The following is a 14,889-nucleotide window of genomic DNA, read 5'->3' as shown; positions in this document are numbered from 1 at the left end:
GCTAATCTGTTATCAGAATAGCGCGCAGATCATTCACATTGGTGCCAGTTGGCCCCGGCATGAACAGATCGCCAATGGCATCAAATGCGCTCCAGGCATCATTAGCGTTCAGCCGTGCAGCACCATCTTCGCCCGCATCACGCAAACGCGCAGCGGTTGTGCCATCGGCAAAGGCACCGGCATTATTCTCGGAGCCATCAATGCCATCCGTATCCGCAGCTAGAGCGTGAATATTGCTGTAGCCGTCAATATCGAGCGCGAAAGCCAGCAGAAACTCGCTGTTGCGGCCACCCTTGCCGCCTTTGGCACGGATGGTGACGGTCGTTTCACCGCCGGAAAGCAACACGACCGGCTTTTTAAACGGGCGATCACGATCTGCCACTTCCCGTGCAATTGCGGCATGAACATGGGCGACTTCGCGCGCCTCACCTTCGATGGAATCAGACAGGATCACTGCCTCAACCCCATGGCGCTGCGCTTCTTTGACAGCTGCTTCGAGCGAAACGGCTGCTGACGCGATCACCCGCACTTCGTTATTAGCAAAGATTTTATCATCGGGCTTTGGTGCATGCGCCTTCTCGCTTTTGATATACGCAAGCACCGCATCAGGGAGTTCAAGTCTGTAGCGTTCGATAATTTTAAGCGCTTCGTCGCGGTTCGTTGCATCAGGTACCGTCGGGCCGGAGGCGACAAAGGCCGGATTGTCGCCCGGAATGTCAGACACCACCAGCGAGAAGACTTTGGCCGGATGTGCGTGCGCTGCCAGCCTCCCGCCTTTGATGATCGAGAGATGTTTTCGCACTGCATTCATGGCCGAGATCGGTGCACCAGAGGCAAGCAAAGCTTTGTTGACGGCAATCTCGTCGTCCAGTGTCAGACCTTCGGGCGGCGATGGCAACAAAGCAGAACCTCCGCCCGAAATAAGCGCGACCACCAGATCGTCTTCCGTGAGGTTAGCCACGGCATCGAACAGTCGTTTTGATGCAGCGAGACCCGCATCATCGGGCACGGGATGCGAGGCTTCGATGATCTCAATCGTGTTGCAAGGTGCGCCATAGCCATAACGCGTCACGACAACGCCTTCGATGGGCGCATCCTCACCCGCATGCCGCTCAGCCCATGCGCGCTCAAAGGCGGCTGCCATCTGCGCCGAGCCTTTGCCTGCACCGATCACAATCGTCCGGCCTTTGGGCTTGGCAGGCAGATTGGCGCGGATCACCAGTTCAGGATCAGCAGCCGCAACCGCTGCATCAAACAGACTGGTCAGAAATTTTTTCGGATCGGTGATGGCCGTCATGCGATTCCCATTGTTCATTTTCGTTTACGCGCAGTATTTCGGGCTGCGCATATAAAAGCAATGGAGCCAGCCATCTCCTCCAGATCGCCAGCTCCATCTTCTCCCCTCAGCAAGAGTTAAGCCACCTCGTGGTTTGCCATGCGTTCCAATGCGCGCACCAGCCCGGAATGATCGAGACCGTCATCGCCGTGTGCGGCACAGGCGTTGAACAATTCCTGTGCGTTCGCAGTGTTTGGCAATGAGACGCCGAGCGCCTTTGCGCCCTGCAAGGCCAGATTCAAATCCTTCTGATGCAGCGCAATGCGAAACCCAGGATCAAATGTCCGCTTGATCATGCGCTCGCCATGCACTTCGAGAATACGCGAGGACGCGAACCCACCCATCAGCGCTTCACGCACCTTTGCCGGATCAGCCCCCGCTTTGGACGCAAAAACCAGCGCTTCGGCAACGGCTTCGATATTGAGCGCAACGATAATCTGATTGGCGACCTTGGTGGTCTGGCCATCACCGCAATCGCCAACCAGCGTGATGTTTTTACCCATCAGCTTCAACAGTGGCAGCGCCTTGTCAAAAGCGTCCTGCGCACCGCCTGCCATGATGGACAGGCTGGCATTTTTCGCACCGACTTCGCCGCCCGACACAGGCGCGTCGATATATTCCGCACCCGTCGCGCGGACTTTCTTGGCAAATTCCTTGGTTTCAATCGGCGAGATCGAGCTCATATCAATGAGCGTCTTACCCTCGCCCAAACCTTCCGCAACGCCATTTTCGCTGAACAGAACGTCTGCCACTTGCGGCGTATCTGGCAGCATGAGAATGATGGTTTCGCATTCGCTCGCGACCGCTTTTGGGGTGTCGAGTACGCTCAGCCCTGCATCCAGCAAATCCTTATCGGGTGCCTTTGAATGCCTGGAGGTGAAAAGCTGATGGCCTGCATTTTGCAAATGCTGCGCCATTGGCTTGCCCATGATCCCAAGCCCGATGAAGCCAATTTTAGCCATAACAAATCTCCCTATGCAGTAAGCCGTTCGGCTTCATCCTGTTTGAACCAGCCAAGCCCTTCTTCAGTGGTGGTCTTTGGCTTGTATTCGCAGCCGACCCAGCCCGTATAGCCAGCCGCTTTCAGCGCTTCGAACACATAAGGATAGTTGATCTCACCGGTGCCCGGCTCGTTACGGCCCGGATTATCGGCAAGCTGAATATGCGCAATCAGCGGCTTGTAGCGCTCATAAGTGGCAACCAATTCACCGCGCGTGCGCTGCTGGTGATAAAGATCATATTGAATGAACAGGTTATTGCTGCCCACCTCGTCGATGATCGACACGGCCTGTTCGACCGTGTTGAGATAAAAGCCCGGCATGTCGTAGTGGTTGATCGGCTCGATCAGCAGACGAATGCCGTGCTTGCCGAATTCGCGTGCGGCAAGCCGAAGATTGCTCACAAAAGTTGCGCGCAGCACGTCCCGATCGACACCTTGCGGCGCAAGCCCTGCAAGGCAATTCACCTGCGAGCAGTTGAGCGTGGTCGCATAATCAATCGCATCGGCAACACCACGGCGGAATTCATCAATCCGATCCGGCAGAACCGCAATGCCGCGCTCGCCACCAGCCCAGTTGCCTGCGGGAAGATTGTGCAGCACCTGTGCCAGATGATGACGGTCCAGCGCTGCCTTCAGCTCATGACGATTGAAGTCATAAGGAAAGAGATATTCCACCCCTTTGAAACCCGCTTTCGCTGCAAGTGCAAAGCGATCCATAAACGGCACTTCATTGAAAAGCATCGTCAGATTGGCTGCAAATCTTGGCATTTCCGCCTCCCTCTCATTTTTCTTCGCAATTGCGAACGGAAAACCGCTTCACACTTTCCCTGCAATTGCTCTCATTAGTCCAAAAGCATTGCGATTGCGGTTGGCGCATCTTCGCCACGCTCGGCCAGTTCCTCAAACTCGACAACCTGATCGATGTCGGCTCCCATGGAGATATTGGTGACACGTTCGAGAATGAATTCAAGCACAACCGGCACCTGATGTTCGTTCATCAGCGCCTTTGCCTGTTCAAAACTCTCGGCAAACTGGTTCGGGCTTCGCACCCGGAGCGCTTTGCAGCCCAGCCCCTCGGCAACCGCCACATGATCAACGCCATAGCCTTTTTCGGCATCGCCCGATGCATTGATGTTATCAAAGGCCAGGCTGACCTCGAAATCCATATTGAAGCCGCGCTGCGCCTGACGAATGAGGCCGAGATAGGAATTGTTCACGACCACATGAATGTAAGGCAGCTTGTGCTGTGCGCCGACCGCCAGCTCTTCAATCATGAACTGGAAATCATAGTCACCCGACAGGGCAACAATCGGGCGATGCGGATCGGCTGCGCGAACCCCAAGTGCCGCTGGCAAAGTCCAACCCAAGGGACCAGCCTGACCGCAATTGATCCAGTTGCGCGGGCGATAGACATGCAGGAACTGCGCACCGGCAATCTGGCTCAGACCGATGGTCGTGACATAGCAAGTATCGCGGCCAAATGCCCGGTTCATTTCCTCATAAACGCGCTGCGGTTTCAACGGTGTCTGATCAAAATGTGTCTTGCGCAGCATGGTTTTCTTGCGGATCGCGCATTCCTGCGCCCAACCGGACCAATCGCGCAGCTTGCCTGCGGTTTTCCATTCGGTGGCGACATCCAGCAGCAGTTTGAGCGCTTTGCCCGCATCTGAAACAATGCCGAAATCCGGTGCAAACACACGACCAATTTGCGTGGGTTCAATATCAATATGAATGAACTTGCGATCTTTCTTATAGGTTTCGACATTGCCGGTATGACGATTGGCCCAGCGGTTCCCAATGCCGATCACCATATCAGAAGCCAACAGCGTGGCATTGCCATAGCGATGCGCGGTTTGAAGGCCGCACATACCCGCCATCAGGCGATGATCATCAGGAATAACGCCCCAGCCCATCAGGGTCGGGATAACGGGAATGCCGGTGATCTCGGCAAATTCAACTAGAAGATCAGACGCATCGGCGTTGATAATGCCACCGCCTGCAACGATCAGCGGATGTTCCGCATCGTTCAGCATGGCCATTGCTTTTTCGGCCTGTGCGCGGGTGGCCGACGGCTTGCATGCCTCCATCGGCTGATAGGTATCGATGTCAAACTCGATTTCGGCGAGTTGGACATCGATCGGCAGATCGATCAGCACCGGGCCGGGGCGGCCCGACTTCATGATATGAAAGGCCTTTTGAAAGACAAAAGGCACCAGTGCTGGCTCCATAACCGTAACCGCCCATTTGGTGACGGGGGCTGCGATCTTGGCAATATCGACTGCCTGAAAGTCCTCTTTGTCGAGGCGCGCGCGGGGGGCCTGGCCTGTGACGCAGAGGATTGGAATAGAATCGGCAGAGGCCGAATAAAGACCCGTAATCATATCAGTGCCAGCCGGGCCGGATGTGCCAATGCACAGGCCAATATTGCCGTGTTTTGCGCGGGTATAGCCTTCCGCCATATGCGAAGCACCCTCAACATGACGCGCCAGAATGTGACGGATCGAACCTCGCGCTTTCATTGCCGAATAAAACGGATTGATCGCAGCGCCCGGAACGCCGAACGCACAATCGATTCCTTCTTTTTCCAGCACAAGTATGGCTGCATCGACTGCACGCATTCTGGCCATGTTGATCTCCTCCAACGGAAAACTAATCCATATTCAAAAGCTATTCTATAAAAATGGAAATGCATACCATTATATGGAAATAAAGATTTTCAACGAAATGGAGATAATCAGCATGCACTTTCAGATGGAACGTTGATGCGGTAGTGATGAGTGAGTAGGGAATCGGAGGCGGCTTATGGAACAGGCAAAAGCAAAACGGGGTCGCAAGGCTGCGGAAAATGCAGCGCCTTCATCTGTTCAGGTTCTGGATCGCAGTCTCAAGCTTCTGGCGCTGATTGCCGACAATGATGGGTCGACACTGACCGATCTCGCTTACGCCAGTGGCATGGCACCGTCCACGGTGCACCGACTTCTGACCTCGCTCGCCAATCACGGCATGGTTTCGCATGATCTGGAAAGCGGCGACTGGACAATTGGTGTGAAGGCGTTTGAAATCGGCAATGCGTTTCGCCGTTTCCGCAAGCTAGGCACTCTGGCGCGGCCCTATCTCAAATCTTTGATGGAAGCGAGTGGCGAGACCGCCAATATTGGCATCGAAGATGGTGGCGATGTGGTGTTTATCTCGCAGGTCGAGAGCCATGCGCCTATGCGCGCTTTCTTCCGTCCCGGGCGGCGCGGACCGATCCATGCCTCCGGCATCGGCAAGGCCGTTCTCTCCACATGGTCGGATACTGAGATTGCGCGCATGATTTCAGGCAAAGCGCTTGAGCAGTTTACGCAGCGCACACATGATACACTGCCTGCACTGCTCAAAGATATTCAGGTAACCCGCACACGCGGCTGGTCGATTGATGATGAAGAACACACACTCGGCATGTGCTGCATCGCGGCGCCCATTTTCAACGAATATGGCGAAGCGATTGCTGGCATTTCCGTGTCCGGCCCTGCCGTGCGTTTGCCCCGGCAAAAGCTTGAAGAGCTTGGACCGCTGATCCGGTCTACAGCCGATGATCTGACCCATGCGATGGGCGGCAAACGGCCCGAAGAGCTTTAGACCAACTCGGCCTTCAACGGTTTGCCAGCCACATAGGTTTCGACAATTGCGCGGTCATCACCCAGCGTTTGCAGCAGGAACAATTCCTGTTCAAGCGTTGCGCCCGCTGCCATGCGCAGGCGCATCGGCGATGTCGCGGAAGAATCGAGCACCACAATATCGGCCTCGGTGCCCTCATCGAGCGTGCCGATCTTGTCTTCCATCGATAGCGCACGCGCATTGCCGAGCGTCATCATATAGAACGACTGGAACGGATTGAGACGGTTGCCGCGCAATTGCAGAACCTTGTAACCCTCGTCCAGTGTGCGCAGCATCGAGAAGCTGGTGCCACCGCCGACATCCGTCGCCACGGCCATGCGCACGCCGGATGCTTTCAGACGATCACGGTCGAAGAGGCCGGAACCCAGAAACAGGTTTGAGGTTGGGCAGAAAACGGCAACCGAGCCGGTCTCAGCCATTACCTTCACTTCGCGTTCTTCAAGATGGATGGAATGGCCAAGCAAAGTCTTCTGGCCCAGAAGTCCATATTGCTCATAGATGCCAAGATAATCGGGGGCATTCGGATAGAGCGATTTCGTGAATTCGATCTCTTCGTGATTTTCCGAAAGATGCGTCTGGATGAAACATTCAGGATGCTCAATGGCCAGCGCCTGACTGGCTTCGAGCTGTTGCGGCGTCGAGGTGATCGCGAAACGTGGGGTAATCACATAGTCAAGGCGGCCTTTGCCGTTCCAGCGCGCGATCAGTTGCTTGCTGTCATCATAGCCGGATTTTGCCGTGTCGCAGAGTGCTGGTGGCGCGTTGCGGTCCATCATCACCTTGCCGCCCAGCATACGCATATTGCGATGTTGCGAGGCGCGGAAATAGGCATCGACGCTCTGCGGATGCACCGAGCAATAGGCGACGGCGGTCGTTGTGCCATGGCGGATCAACTCGTCCAGAAAGCGCTCAGCGATAAATTCCGCGTGCTGCTCATCGGCGAATTTCTGCTCTGCCACGAATGTATAGGTGTTGAGCCATTCAAGAAGATTGGCGGCATAGGACGCGATAACCTGCGTCTGCGGGTAGTGGATATGTGTGTCGATGAAACCCGGCAGAATGAGATGCGGACGATGGTCGGCCACCGCAACATCATGGCCCACTCCGGCGCTCACATCGGCATAGTCGCCAAGGCGCGCGATGCGGCCATTTTCAACCAGCACGGCACCATCTTCGATATAGTGATAGGATTGAGCGTCATCCAAAGCTTGCGGTTCTTCACGAAAACTCAGCACGCGGCCACGGATGAGAAGTTTGGTCATTGTTGCTTTGCTCCAGCAGTCGCAGATTCATACCAGGAAGCAAGAAGCTTGCGCTCCTCATTGCTTACGCCGGTCACATTGGCAGGCGGCATGGCATGGGAACGACCAGCCTGCAAATAGATTTCGCGGGCATGTGCCGCGATTTCCCTATCATTTTCAAGCACGACGCCCTTTGGCGGCGCGATGATGCCTTCCCAGCCTGGTTCTTTGGCGTGGCACATCGCACAGCGTCCGAGAACGGTATCCCGCACCTTATCAAAGTGCGGGTCCGAGATGAAACTCTGCTGTAGCGATGAAATTTTCTGTTCTTCCGGCTCGCCTGTGAGGATTTTCGGCACAGTCGACAGCCACATGATGATGATGAACAGCACAACCGTGACAAGCCATGTCCATGTCGGATTGCCTTTGCGGGCATGACGGGTGTTGAACCAATGACGGATCGTGACACCCATCAAAAACACCAGCGAGGCAATAATCCAGTTGAACTCGGTGCCAAATGCCAGCGGGTAGTGGTTCGAGAGCATCAGGAACAGGACCGGCAGCGTCAGATAGTTGTTATGCGTTGAGCGCTGCTTGGCAATCTTGCCGTATTTCGGGTCGGGTTTGCGACCGGCGATGAGATCGGCCACCACGATTTTCTGGTTTGGAATGATCACCATGAACACGTTGGCAGACATGATCGTCGCGGTGAAGGCGCCGAGATGCAGGAAGGCGGCGCGACCCGTAAACAGATGCGTATAGCCCCAGGCCATGAACACCAATATGGCGTAGAGGATGATCATCAGAAGCGTATCGCTCTTACCCAGCATCAGCTTGCAGATGGTGTTATAAGCAATCCAGCCAAAGGCCAGCGACGCAATCGAAATAGCAATTGCGGTGGGGGCTGAGACATCGAGCACATTCGGATCGACCAGATAAAGATCAGCGCCCGCATAATAGACGATGCAGAGAAGCGTGAAGCCCGACAACCATGTGGCGTAGGATTCCCATTTGAACCAAGTCAGATGTTCAGGCATCTCGGCAGGTGCGACCAGATATTTCTGGATGTGATAGAAACCACCGCCATGGACCTGCCACTCCTCGCCATGCGCACCAGCAGGCAAGCCGGGACGCTGGCGCAGGCCAAGGTCGAGCGCGATAAAATAGAAAGACGAGCCGATCCACGCAATTGCAGTGACGACGTGTAGCCACCGCGCAGCGAAGCCCAGCCAGTCCCAGGCCACGGCAAGATCATACATGCGGCACTCCCATTCTTAGTTCCCATATTTTGTTAGTTTAGTATTTGCCAAAGCTTTGCGCCTGTGTGAACGTCGCATCAAGACCATCACTTTCAAAAAAAACTATACAATGGTGGAACGTACGCATGTCTTACCTTGATAATCTGCGTGTATTTGTGCGCGTTGTCGAATTGGGAAATCTGTCGGCGGCAGGTCGCGACCAGCGCGCCTCTCCTGCCGTTGCAAGCAATCGAATCAAGGAGTTGGAGAAACATTTGGGCGTTCGGCTCTTCAACAGAACGACACGCAAACTGACCCCAACCGAGCATGGCCGCATCTTTTATGATGGTGCAATCAAGATACTCGAAGCGGTCGATGAGGCCGAGGCGGCAGTGGCAGAATTGGCCAAAAATCCAAAAGGTTCGATTCGAATTACCGCCCCTCTGGGACTGGGCCGAAGGCTGATTGCATCGGGAATTCCGGAGTTTCACGACAAATATCCGGACATAGAAGTGCGCCTGCGACTATCTGACCACGAGATCGATATCATGAGCGAAAGCGTCGATGTTGCGTTCAAACTCGGCGTTCTGGAAAACTCTAATCTGCGGATGCGCGGCATTTTAAACTGCGAGCGTGTGATCTGTGCTGCACCCGCATATCTGGAAAAACATGGCACACCACAGTCGCCCGATGAGTTGCTGGGTGACAAACATGATTGTCTTTTGCTACGCTTTCCCGGCTCGAAAGAATATTATTGGTCGCTGCAAACACCCGATGGTCTTCGCAAATTTGAAGTCACTGGACCCTATGACTCTGACGATGGCGACGTATTGACGCAATGGGCGCTCGGCGGACGCGGAATCATCAATAAGCCGCTGTTTGAGGTGAAGGAATATATCCGTGACGGGCGGTTGGTGCCGATTCTTGAGAGCACACCGCCAGCATCAATTCAGCTTGCGGCGATCTACCCGCATAAGCGTTTTCAGGATCCGAAAGTGCGCCTGATTATCGATTTCATGACAGAACGCTGCCAGCGAATGATCAGGGAAATATTGGCTTAAACGCTCTGCAAAACATTACTGGAGGTGAGAACGGCGGTCAGAACCTCTGCCGCAGCCAGCGCGGCAATGACTTCCGGGCGCTTGTCTTTGACGATCGCACCACCAACCGGACAGACAAGACTTTCAAACAGATCAGAGTTGCCAAATTCGTTTTTCAACCAATTTTTGAAAGTGGCTTTTTTGGTTTTTGAGCCAATCATGCCGACATAAACGGCATCACGGCGCTGCAAAGCCTCGGCCACGATCAGAAAATCAAGCGCATGGTCGTGGGTCAGCACGATAAATGCGCTTGCCGGTGGAGCAGAGCGCACCACCTGTTCAGGCATGGCTGTAAGGCAGGTTTCAACGCCCGGCGCATCAACCAATTTATAGTTTCCCTGCAATTCCGGACGGAAAACCGGTCCCCACTTTGCCTGGAATTGCATCAGTTCCGCTTCCCGCGTATCGACCAGAATAACGCGTACAGGTGTCAGCGACAGCGCATAGGCGAGCGCATCACCAACATGGCCAGCGCCAAAGACATAGACATGCGGACGAGTGGCTATTTCGGCATCGACTTTGGCAACAAGATCTTCTGCAAGGCCACGGTTTACGCGTTTGAAGCCCAAGGCAACGCGACCGCCACAGCATTGGCCAATCTCGGGGCCAAGAGGAACATCCATCGGGGAATCTTTGCCGCCCGCTAAAATCTTCCGGGCATGGTCGATTGCCATATATTCGAGCTGCCCGCCGCCAATGGTGCGGAAAATCATATCGCGGGCAACAAGCATCCAAGCGCCTGCATCGCGCGGGGCAGAACCTCTGACATCAGTGACTTCGATCAGAACACTATCGGGCCGCTTATTCAGAAACGCCCTTATGTCGTCCCGCCTGCCCAGCATAAGATTAGCCTTTCTGACTCCGCAGCCGCTCGATTGCCATCAGAACGCGCTCCGGCGTTGCCGGTGCATCAAGGCGCGGACTGATCTTGTGATCGGCAACGCTGGCCACTGCATCGGAAAGCGCAAAAAGCACAGACATGCCATGCGGTAGCGGCGGTTCACCCACGGCCTTGGAGCGGTGGATCGTCGGCTCGTAAGCCTCCGACCAGTCGGTCAGCGCCACATTGAAAATCTTCGGACGATCAGAGGCCAGCGGGATTTTATAGGTCGATGGCGCATGGGTGCGCAGCCGTCCCTTGTCGTCCCAGACAAGCTCTTCCGTCGTCAGCCAGCCCATGCCCTGCACGAAGCCACCTTCGATCTGACCAATATCAATGGCACGGTTCAGCGAGCGACCCGTATCATGCAGAATATCGGTACGCTCGACCACATATTCGCCGGTCAATATATCAACGGAAACTTCTGAACAAGCAGCGCCATAGGCATAATAATAGAAGGCGTGGCCTTTGCCTTTGGCGCGATCCCAGTGGATTTTCGGCGTCTTGTAATGACCCGATGCTGAAAGTTGTACGCGCCCGATATAGGCCTGTTTGACCAGATCGTTGAAGCTGACTTCCTGATTGCCGACGCGGATGCGGTTTGGCAGGAAGACCACCTGATCTTCCGGCACCTGATATTGCTGGGCTGCAAAATGAAGAAGGCGCTTCTTGATCTGACGCGCGGCATCCTGTGCGGCCATACCGTTCAAGTCAGCGCCTGACGATGCTGCTGTTGGTGCTGTGTTCGGCACTTTCGCGGTGGTTGTTGCGGTGATTTTTACGCGATCAAGATCAATCTGGAATTCTTCAGCCACGACCTGAGCAACTTTCAGATGAAGCCCCTGCCCCATCTCGGTGCCACCATGGTTCATATGCACCGAGCCGTCATTATAGACATGCACCAGCGCGCCGGCCTGATTGGATTCTGTCTTGGTAAAGGAGATGCCGAATTTCACCGGCGTCAGTGACATGCCGCGTTTGACGAAACGGCTTTTCGCGTTGAATTCGCGGATTGCCTCGCGGCGCTTCGCGTAATCAGCGCTTTCTTCAAGCTCGGCCACAATGCGCTGAATGATGCAGTCTTCCACCTTCTGGTGATAGGGCGTCACATTGCGCGTGCCGTCCGTGCCCATGGCATCGTAGAAGTTACGCTTGCGGATTTCGAGCGGGTCTTTGCCAACAGCAAAAGCCACTTCCTCGATCACGCGCTCAGCACCCACCATGCCCTGCGGACCACCAAAACCACGGAATGCCGTGTTGGACACGGTATTCGTATAAAGCGGTGCCGACTGCGCATGAACGGCCGGGAAGAAATAGGCATTGTCGCAATGAAACAGCGCGCGGTCGCCAACCGGACCGGACAGGTCGGCAGAGAAACCGGCATTCAGTGCAAAGAGATAATCGACGCCGAGGATATTGCCCTCGTCGTCAAAGCCCACTTCGTAATCGACCATGAAATCGTGACGCTTGCCAGTTGAGGTCATATCCTCATCACGATCGAGCCGGATTTTGACCGCACGCTTGTGCTTTTTGGCTGCGATCGCGGCCATAGCCGCCCATTGATTGGCCTGCGTTTCCTTGCCGCCAAAACCGCCACCCATACGCCGCACTTCGACCGTCACCGAATGGCTCGGCACACCGAGCGCATGGGCAACCAGATGCTGGGTTTCGCTTGGGCCTTGTGTGGAACAATAGATGGTCACGTCTTCATCTTCGCCGGGGATAGCGAGTGAAGCCTGCCCTTCGAGATAGAAGTGATCCTGCCCGCCGATTTTCATCCGGGCTTTGACCTTGCGCGGGGCGTCGTCAATGGCTTTGCGCGCATCGCCACGGTTCAACGTCAGCGGCGTGAAAACCAGCTTGTCCCTGGTGCCATCGAGACCGGAAATGGAGAACAGGCCCGGCATTTCCTCATAGTCGATTTTGGCAAGACGCGCTGCACGGCGCGCCTGATCGCGCGTGCGGGCAACAACCGCGAAGATCGGCTGACCGTGAAACTGTACGCTATCCACCGCGAAAATCGGATCGTCATGCATGCCCGATGGCGAAACATCGTTTTCGCCCGGCACGTCTTTATAAGTCAGCACATCAACGACACCGGGTGCAGCGCGCACTGCCGACAAATCAATGTCTGTGATTTTAGCATGGGCGACTGTTGAGAAACCAACGCCGATATGCAGCGTGCCTTCGGGTTCCGGGATATCGTCGATATAAACCGCTTCGCCCGTCACATGTTTATGGGCTGAATCATGACGCTGATCACTCGCGACGCCACCCTTGATGCGGGCCGCTTTGATTGCGTTTGCAGGATGCTTGTTCATGTCATCCTCCTTATGCAGCGACAACGTTTGGTTTACGCAAAGGTTCGCTCTCGCCTTGCGTTTCAGCATAGAACCGGCGGAGCAGATTTTTTGCGACCAGCAGACGGTATTCAGCTGTCGCACGCATATCGCTCAGAGGCTGATAATCAAGGCAGTAGGCTTCGAGTGCTGCTTCAACTGTCGCCTCATTCCACGGCTTGCCAAGAAGGGCTGCCTCCACATTCAGCGCCCGCTTTGGTGTGGCGGCCATACCGCCATAGGCAATGCGGATGGATGCGACGTTATTTTGCGCATCGAGCATCAGGTGGAAAGCACCAAGCGTTGCGGTGATGTCCTCTTCAAAACGCTTGGAGATCTTGTGAATGGCAAACTGACTGCCTTCAAGCGGCACGGGCACATGGACGGCCTCTACAAACTCGCCCAGATGACGATCCTGTTTGCCATAGGCGATGAAATAGTCTTCAAGCCGGATCGTCCGGCGTTCTGTTCCCTTGCGAAGCGTCAGCTTTGCATCAAGCGCGATCAATGGCGGTGGCGTGTCGCCAATCGGCGAACCATTGGCGATGTTGCCGCCGATGGTGCCCATGTTGCGCACCTGCTCGCCGCCAATGCGATTGATGAGACTTCCCAGCGCCGGAATGCGTTTTGCCAGAAACGAAAAGGCTTCCGTGTAAGTGACGCCCGCACCGATGCTGATAACACCGTCATTTTCGCTGATGGTCCGCAGTTCATTGAGATGGCCGATGAAGACCACCGGCGAAATATCGCGCATCATCTTGGTGACCCAAAGGCCAACATCGGTTGAACCGGCAACGATTGTGGCCTTGGCTTCAGCTGCATAAACAGTGGCAAAATCATCGAGATCGGCAGGCACAACCAGACGGTCTTTTCCGCTCCCAACCTCAACCCGCGCGCCATCGCGTAAAGCGCTGAGCTGGCTGATGACATAGGCGCGTTCAGCCGCAAGTGGATCATCAGCCAGCGTGCCATAATCGGAAATCGCACGCGCTGCACGCATGATCGCTTCGTAGCCGGTGCAACGGCAGAGATTGCCTTGCAATGCCTTTTCAATCTGTGCGTCGGCGGGCTTTGGATTGCGCATCCAGAGCGCATAAAGCGACATGACAAAGCCCGGTGTGCAGAAGCCGCATTGCGAGCCGTGAAAATCGATCATCGCCTTTTGCACCGGATGCAGGCCACCGTCGGAGCCGCGCAGATGCTCGATGGTCACGACATGCGTGGCATCCAGCGAGCCGACAAAACGGATACAGGCATTCACGCTTTCATAGATTAGTTCATCATCCACGATCTTGCCGACCAGCACGGTGCAGGCACCACAATCGCCTTCGCCGCAGCCTTCTTTGCTGCCGCGCAGCTTGGCCGAAAGACGCAGATAATCAAGCAGAGTTTCGGTCGGCGAAACGCGGTCGAGTTCAACCGTCTCGCCATTCAGCAGAAAGCGGAGTGTATGTCTAACGGCTTGGCCCATATCGCTTAACTCCCGCGATAGGTTGAATAGGAAAATGGCGAAACCAGCAGCGGCACATGATAATGCGCCTTTTCGTCAGAAATGCCAAAGCGTAGCGGCACCACATCCAGAAACGGGATCACATCTGCGCTTTTGCCGAAATATTCGCCGACATGGAAAAGCAACTCATAAGAGCCTTTATGCAGCGCATCACCTGCAAGCAACGGCTCATCGCAGCGACCATCCGCATTGGTGCGGATTTCGCGCAAGATTTCTGCCTGCCGATTCTCGATGCGGCGCAATTCAATACGGAGATTTGCAGCTGGTTTACCACTGACCGTATCAAGGACATGCGTCGTTAATCGGCCCTGACCGCTCATTTCGTGACCCATTTGTACTCCTGTCGCTTGCACGATTCGATCTTCTAACCACCAGAACTATTGCAAGCGCTTGTTTTTGTGTGATTTAATTCATGCAGAGCGTGAATGCCCGCTAACCACACTTGTTCCCGATTTTGATTATTTACCGAAGTTCTGTCTTGGGAAAGATGATAATCGTTGGATGTCTTTCAAAATTTTGAGGGGGAATAGTCTGCGTAATTCTTTATTATCATAGGCAAAATAGACGAAAATCGAGGGAATTCCA

Annotated in this window: 12 protein-coding genes; 2 read left to right on the top strand and 10 right to left on the bottom strand. The window is 54.9% G+C overall.

From position 1 onward, the window contains the following. Position 1 precedes the first annotated feature (1 nt). From U2P60_RS11585 to gcl, 4 genes are all read right to left on the bottom strand, one after another. Positions 2-1,297 (bottom strand): glycerate kinase, encoded by a 1,296-nt coding sequence (locus tag U2P60_RS11585; RefSeq protein WP_413572753.1) that lies wholly within the window; start codon positions 1,295-1,297, stop codon positions 2-4. Positions 1,298-1,413: 116 nt separating this feature from the next. Then, complete coding sequence (locus U2P60_RS11580; protein ID WP_413572752.1) at positions 1,414-2,298, bottom strand: 2-hydroxy-3-oxopropionate reductase; 885 nt, start codon at positions 2,296-2,298, stop codon at positions 1,414-1,416. 11 nt (positions 2,299-2,309) lie between these two features. Next, entirely contained in the window at positions 2,310-3,104 is a 795-nt protein-coding gene (gene hyi / locus U2P60_RS11575) for a hydroxypyruvate isomerase (protein WP_413572751.1), read from the bottom strand. A gap of 74 nt (positions 3,105-3,178) precedes the next feature. Continuing rightward, the gene (gene gcl / locus U2P60_RS11570) at positions 3,179-4,963 is read right to left on the bottom strand and encodes a glyoxylate carboligase (protein ID WP_413572750.1); all 1,785 of its coding nucleotides are present in this window, start codon (positions 4,961-4,963) and stop codon (positions 3,179-3,181) included. Between the two features lie 175 nt (positions 4,964-5,138). Between gcl and U2P60_RS11565 the strand changes: the two genes are divergently transcribed. Then, on the top strand, positions 5,139-5,957 hold the full coding sequence (locus U2P60_RS11565) for an IclR family transcriptional regulator (RefSeq protein WP_413572749.1): 819 nt from the start codon (positions 5,139-5,141) through the stop codon (positions 5,955-5,957). Here the strand turns inward: U2P60_RS11565 and guaD are convergent. Both guaD and U2P60_RS11555 read right to left on the bottom strand, forming a co-directional pair. Next, entirely contained in the window at positions 5,954-7,258 is a 1,305-nt protein-coding gene (gene guaD / locus U2P60_RS11560; RefSeq protein ID WP_413572748.1) for a guanine deaminase, read from the bottom strand. The genes U2P60_RS11565 and guaD overlap by 4 nt on opposite strands. Then, positions 7,255-8,496: a urate hydroxylase PuuD gene (locus U2P60_RS11555; RefSeq protein WP_413572747.1), complete on the bottom strand. Its 1,242-nt coding sequence runs from the start codon at positions 8,494-8,496 to the stop codon at positions 7,255-7,257. The genes guaD and U2P60_RS11555 overlap by 4 nt, the downstream gene beginning before the upstream one ends. Before the next feature lie 125 nt (positions 8,497-8,621). Here U2P60_RS11555 and U2P60_RS11550 point away from each other — a divergent pair, with 125 nt between their 5' ends. Further along, complete coding sequence (locus U2P60_RS11550; protein WP_313827969.1) at positions 8,622-9,536, top strand: LysR family transcriptional regulator; 915 nt, start codon at positions 8,622-8,624, stop codon at positions 9,534-9,536. Here the strand turns inward: U2P60_RS11550 and xdhC are convergent. Genes xdhC through uraH form a run of 4 tightly spaced genes read right to left on the bottom strand, consistent with a single transcriptional unit; the run spans position 9,533 to position 14,636 of the window. Continuing rightward, positions 9,533-10,417, bottom strand: coding sequence for a xanthine dehydrogenase accessory protein XdhC (gene xdhC / locus U2P60_RS11545; protein WP_413572746.1), 885 nt, complete (start codon positions 10,415-10,417; stop codon positions 9,533-9,535). The genes U2P60_RS11550 and xdhC overlap by 4 nt on opposite strands. A gap of 4 nt (positions 10,418-10,421) precedes the next feature. Next, positions 10,422-12,776, bottom strand: a complete 2,355-nt coding sequence (gene xdhB / locus U2P60_RS11540) for a xanthine dehydrogenase molybdopterin binding subunit (protein ID WP_413572745.1) — start codon at positions 12,774-12,776, stop codon at positions 10,422-10,424. Between the two features lie 10 nt (positions 12,777-12,786). Beyond that, on the bottom strand, positions 12,787-14,265 hold the full coding sequence (xdhA, locus tag U2P60_RS11535; protein WP_413572744.1) for a xanthine dehydrogenase small subunit: 1,479 nt from the start codon (positions 14,263-14,265) through the stop codon (positions 12,787-12,789). Positions 14,266-14,270: 5 nt separating this feature from the next. Further along, entirely contained in the window at positions 14,271-14,636 is a 366-nt protein-coding gene (uraH, locus tag U2P60_RS11530) for a hydroxyisourate hydrolase (protein WP_413572742.1), read from the bottom strand. Positions 14,637-14,889 lie beyond the last annotated feature (253 nt).

Origin of the sequence: Brucella sp. H1_1004 (genome assembly GCF_047308065.1) — a bacterium.
Lineage (GTDB): Bacteria > Pseudomonadota > Alphaproteobacteria > Rhizobiales > Rhizobiaceae > Brucella > Brucella pseudogrignonensis_B.
The sequence above is the reverse complement of the archived record's forward strand: the minus strand, read 5'-3'. Positions and strand labels throughout refer to the sequence as shown.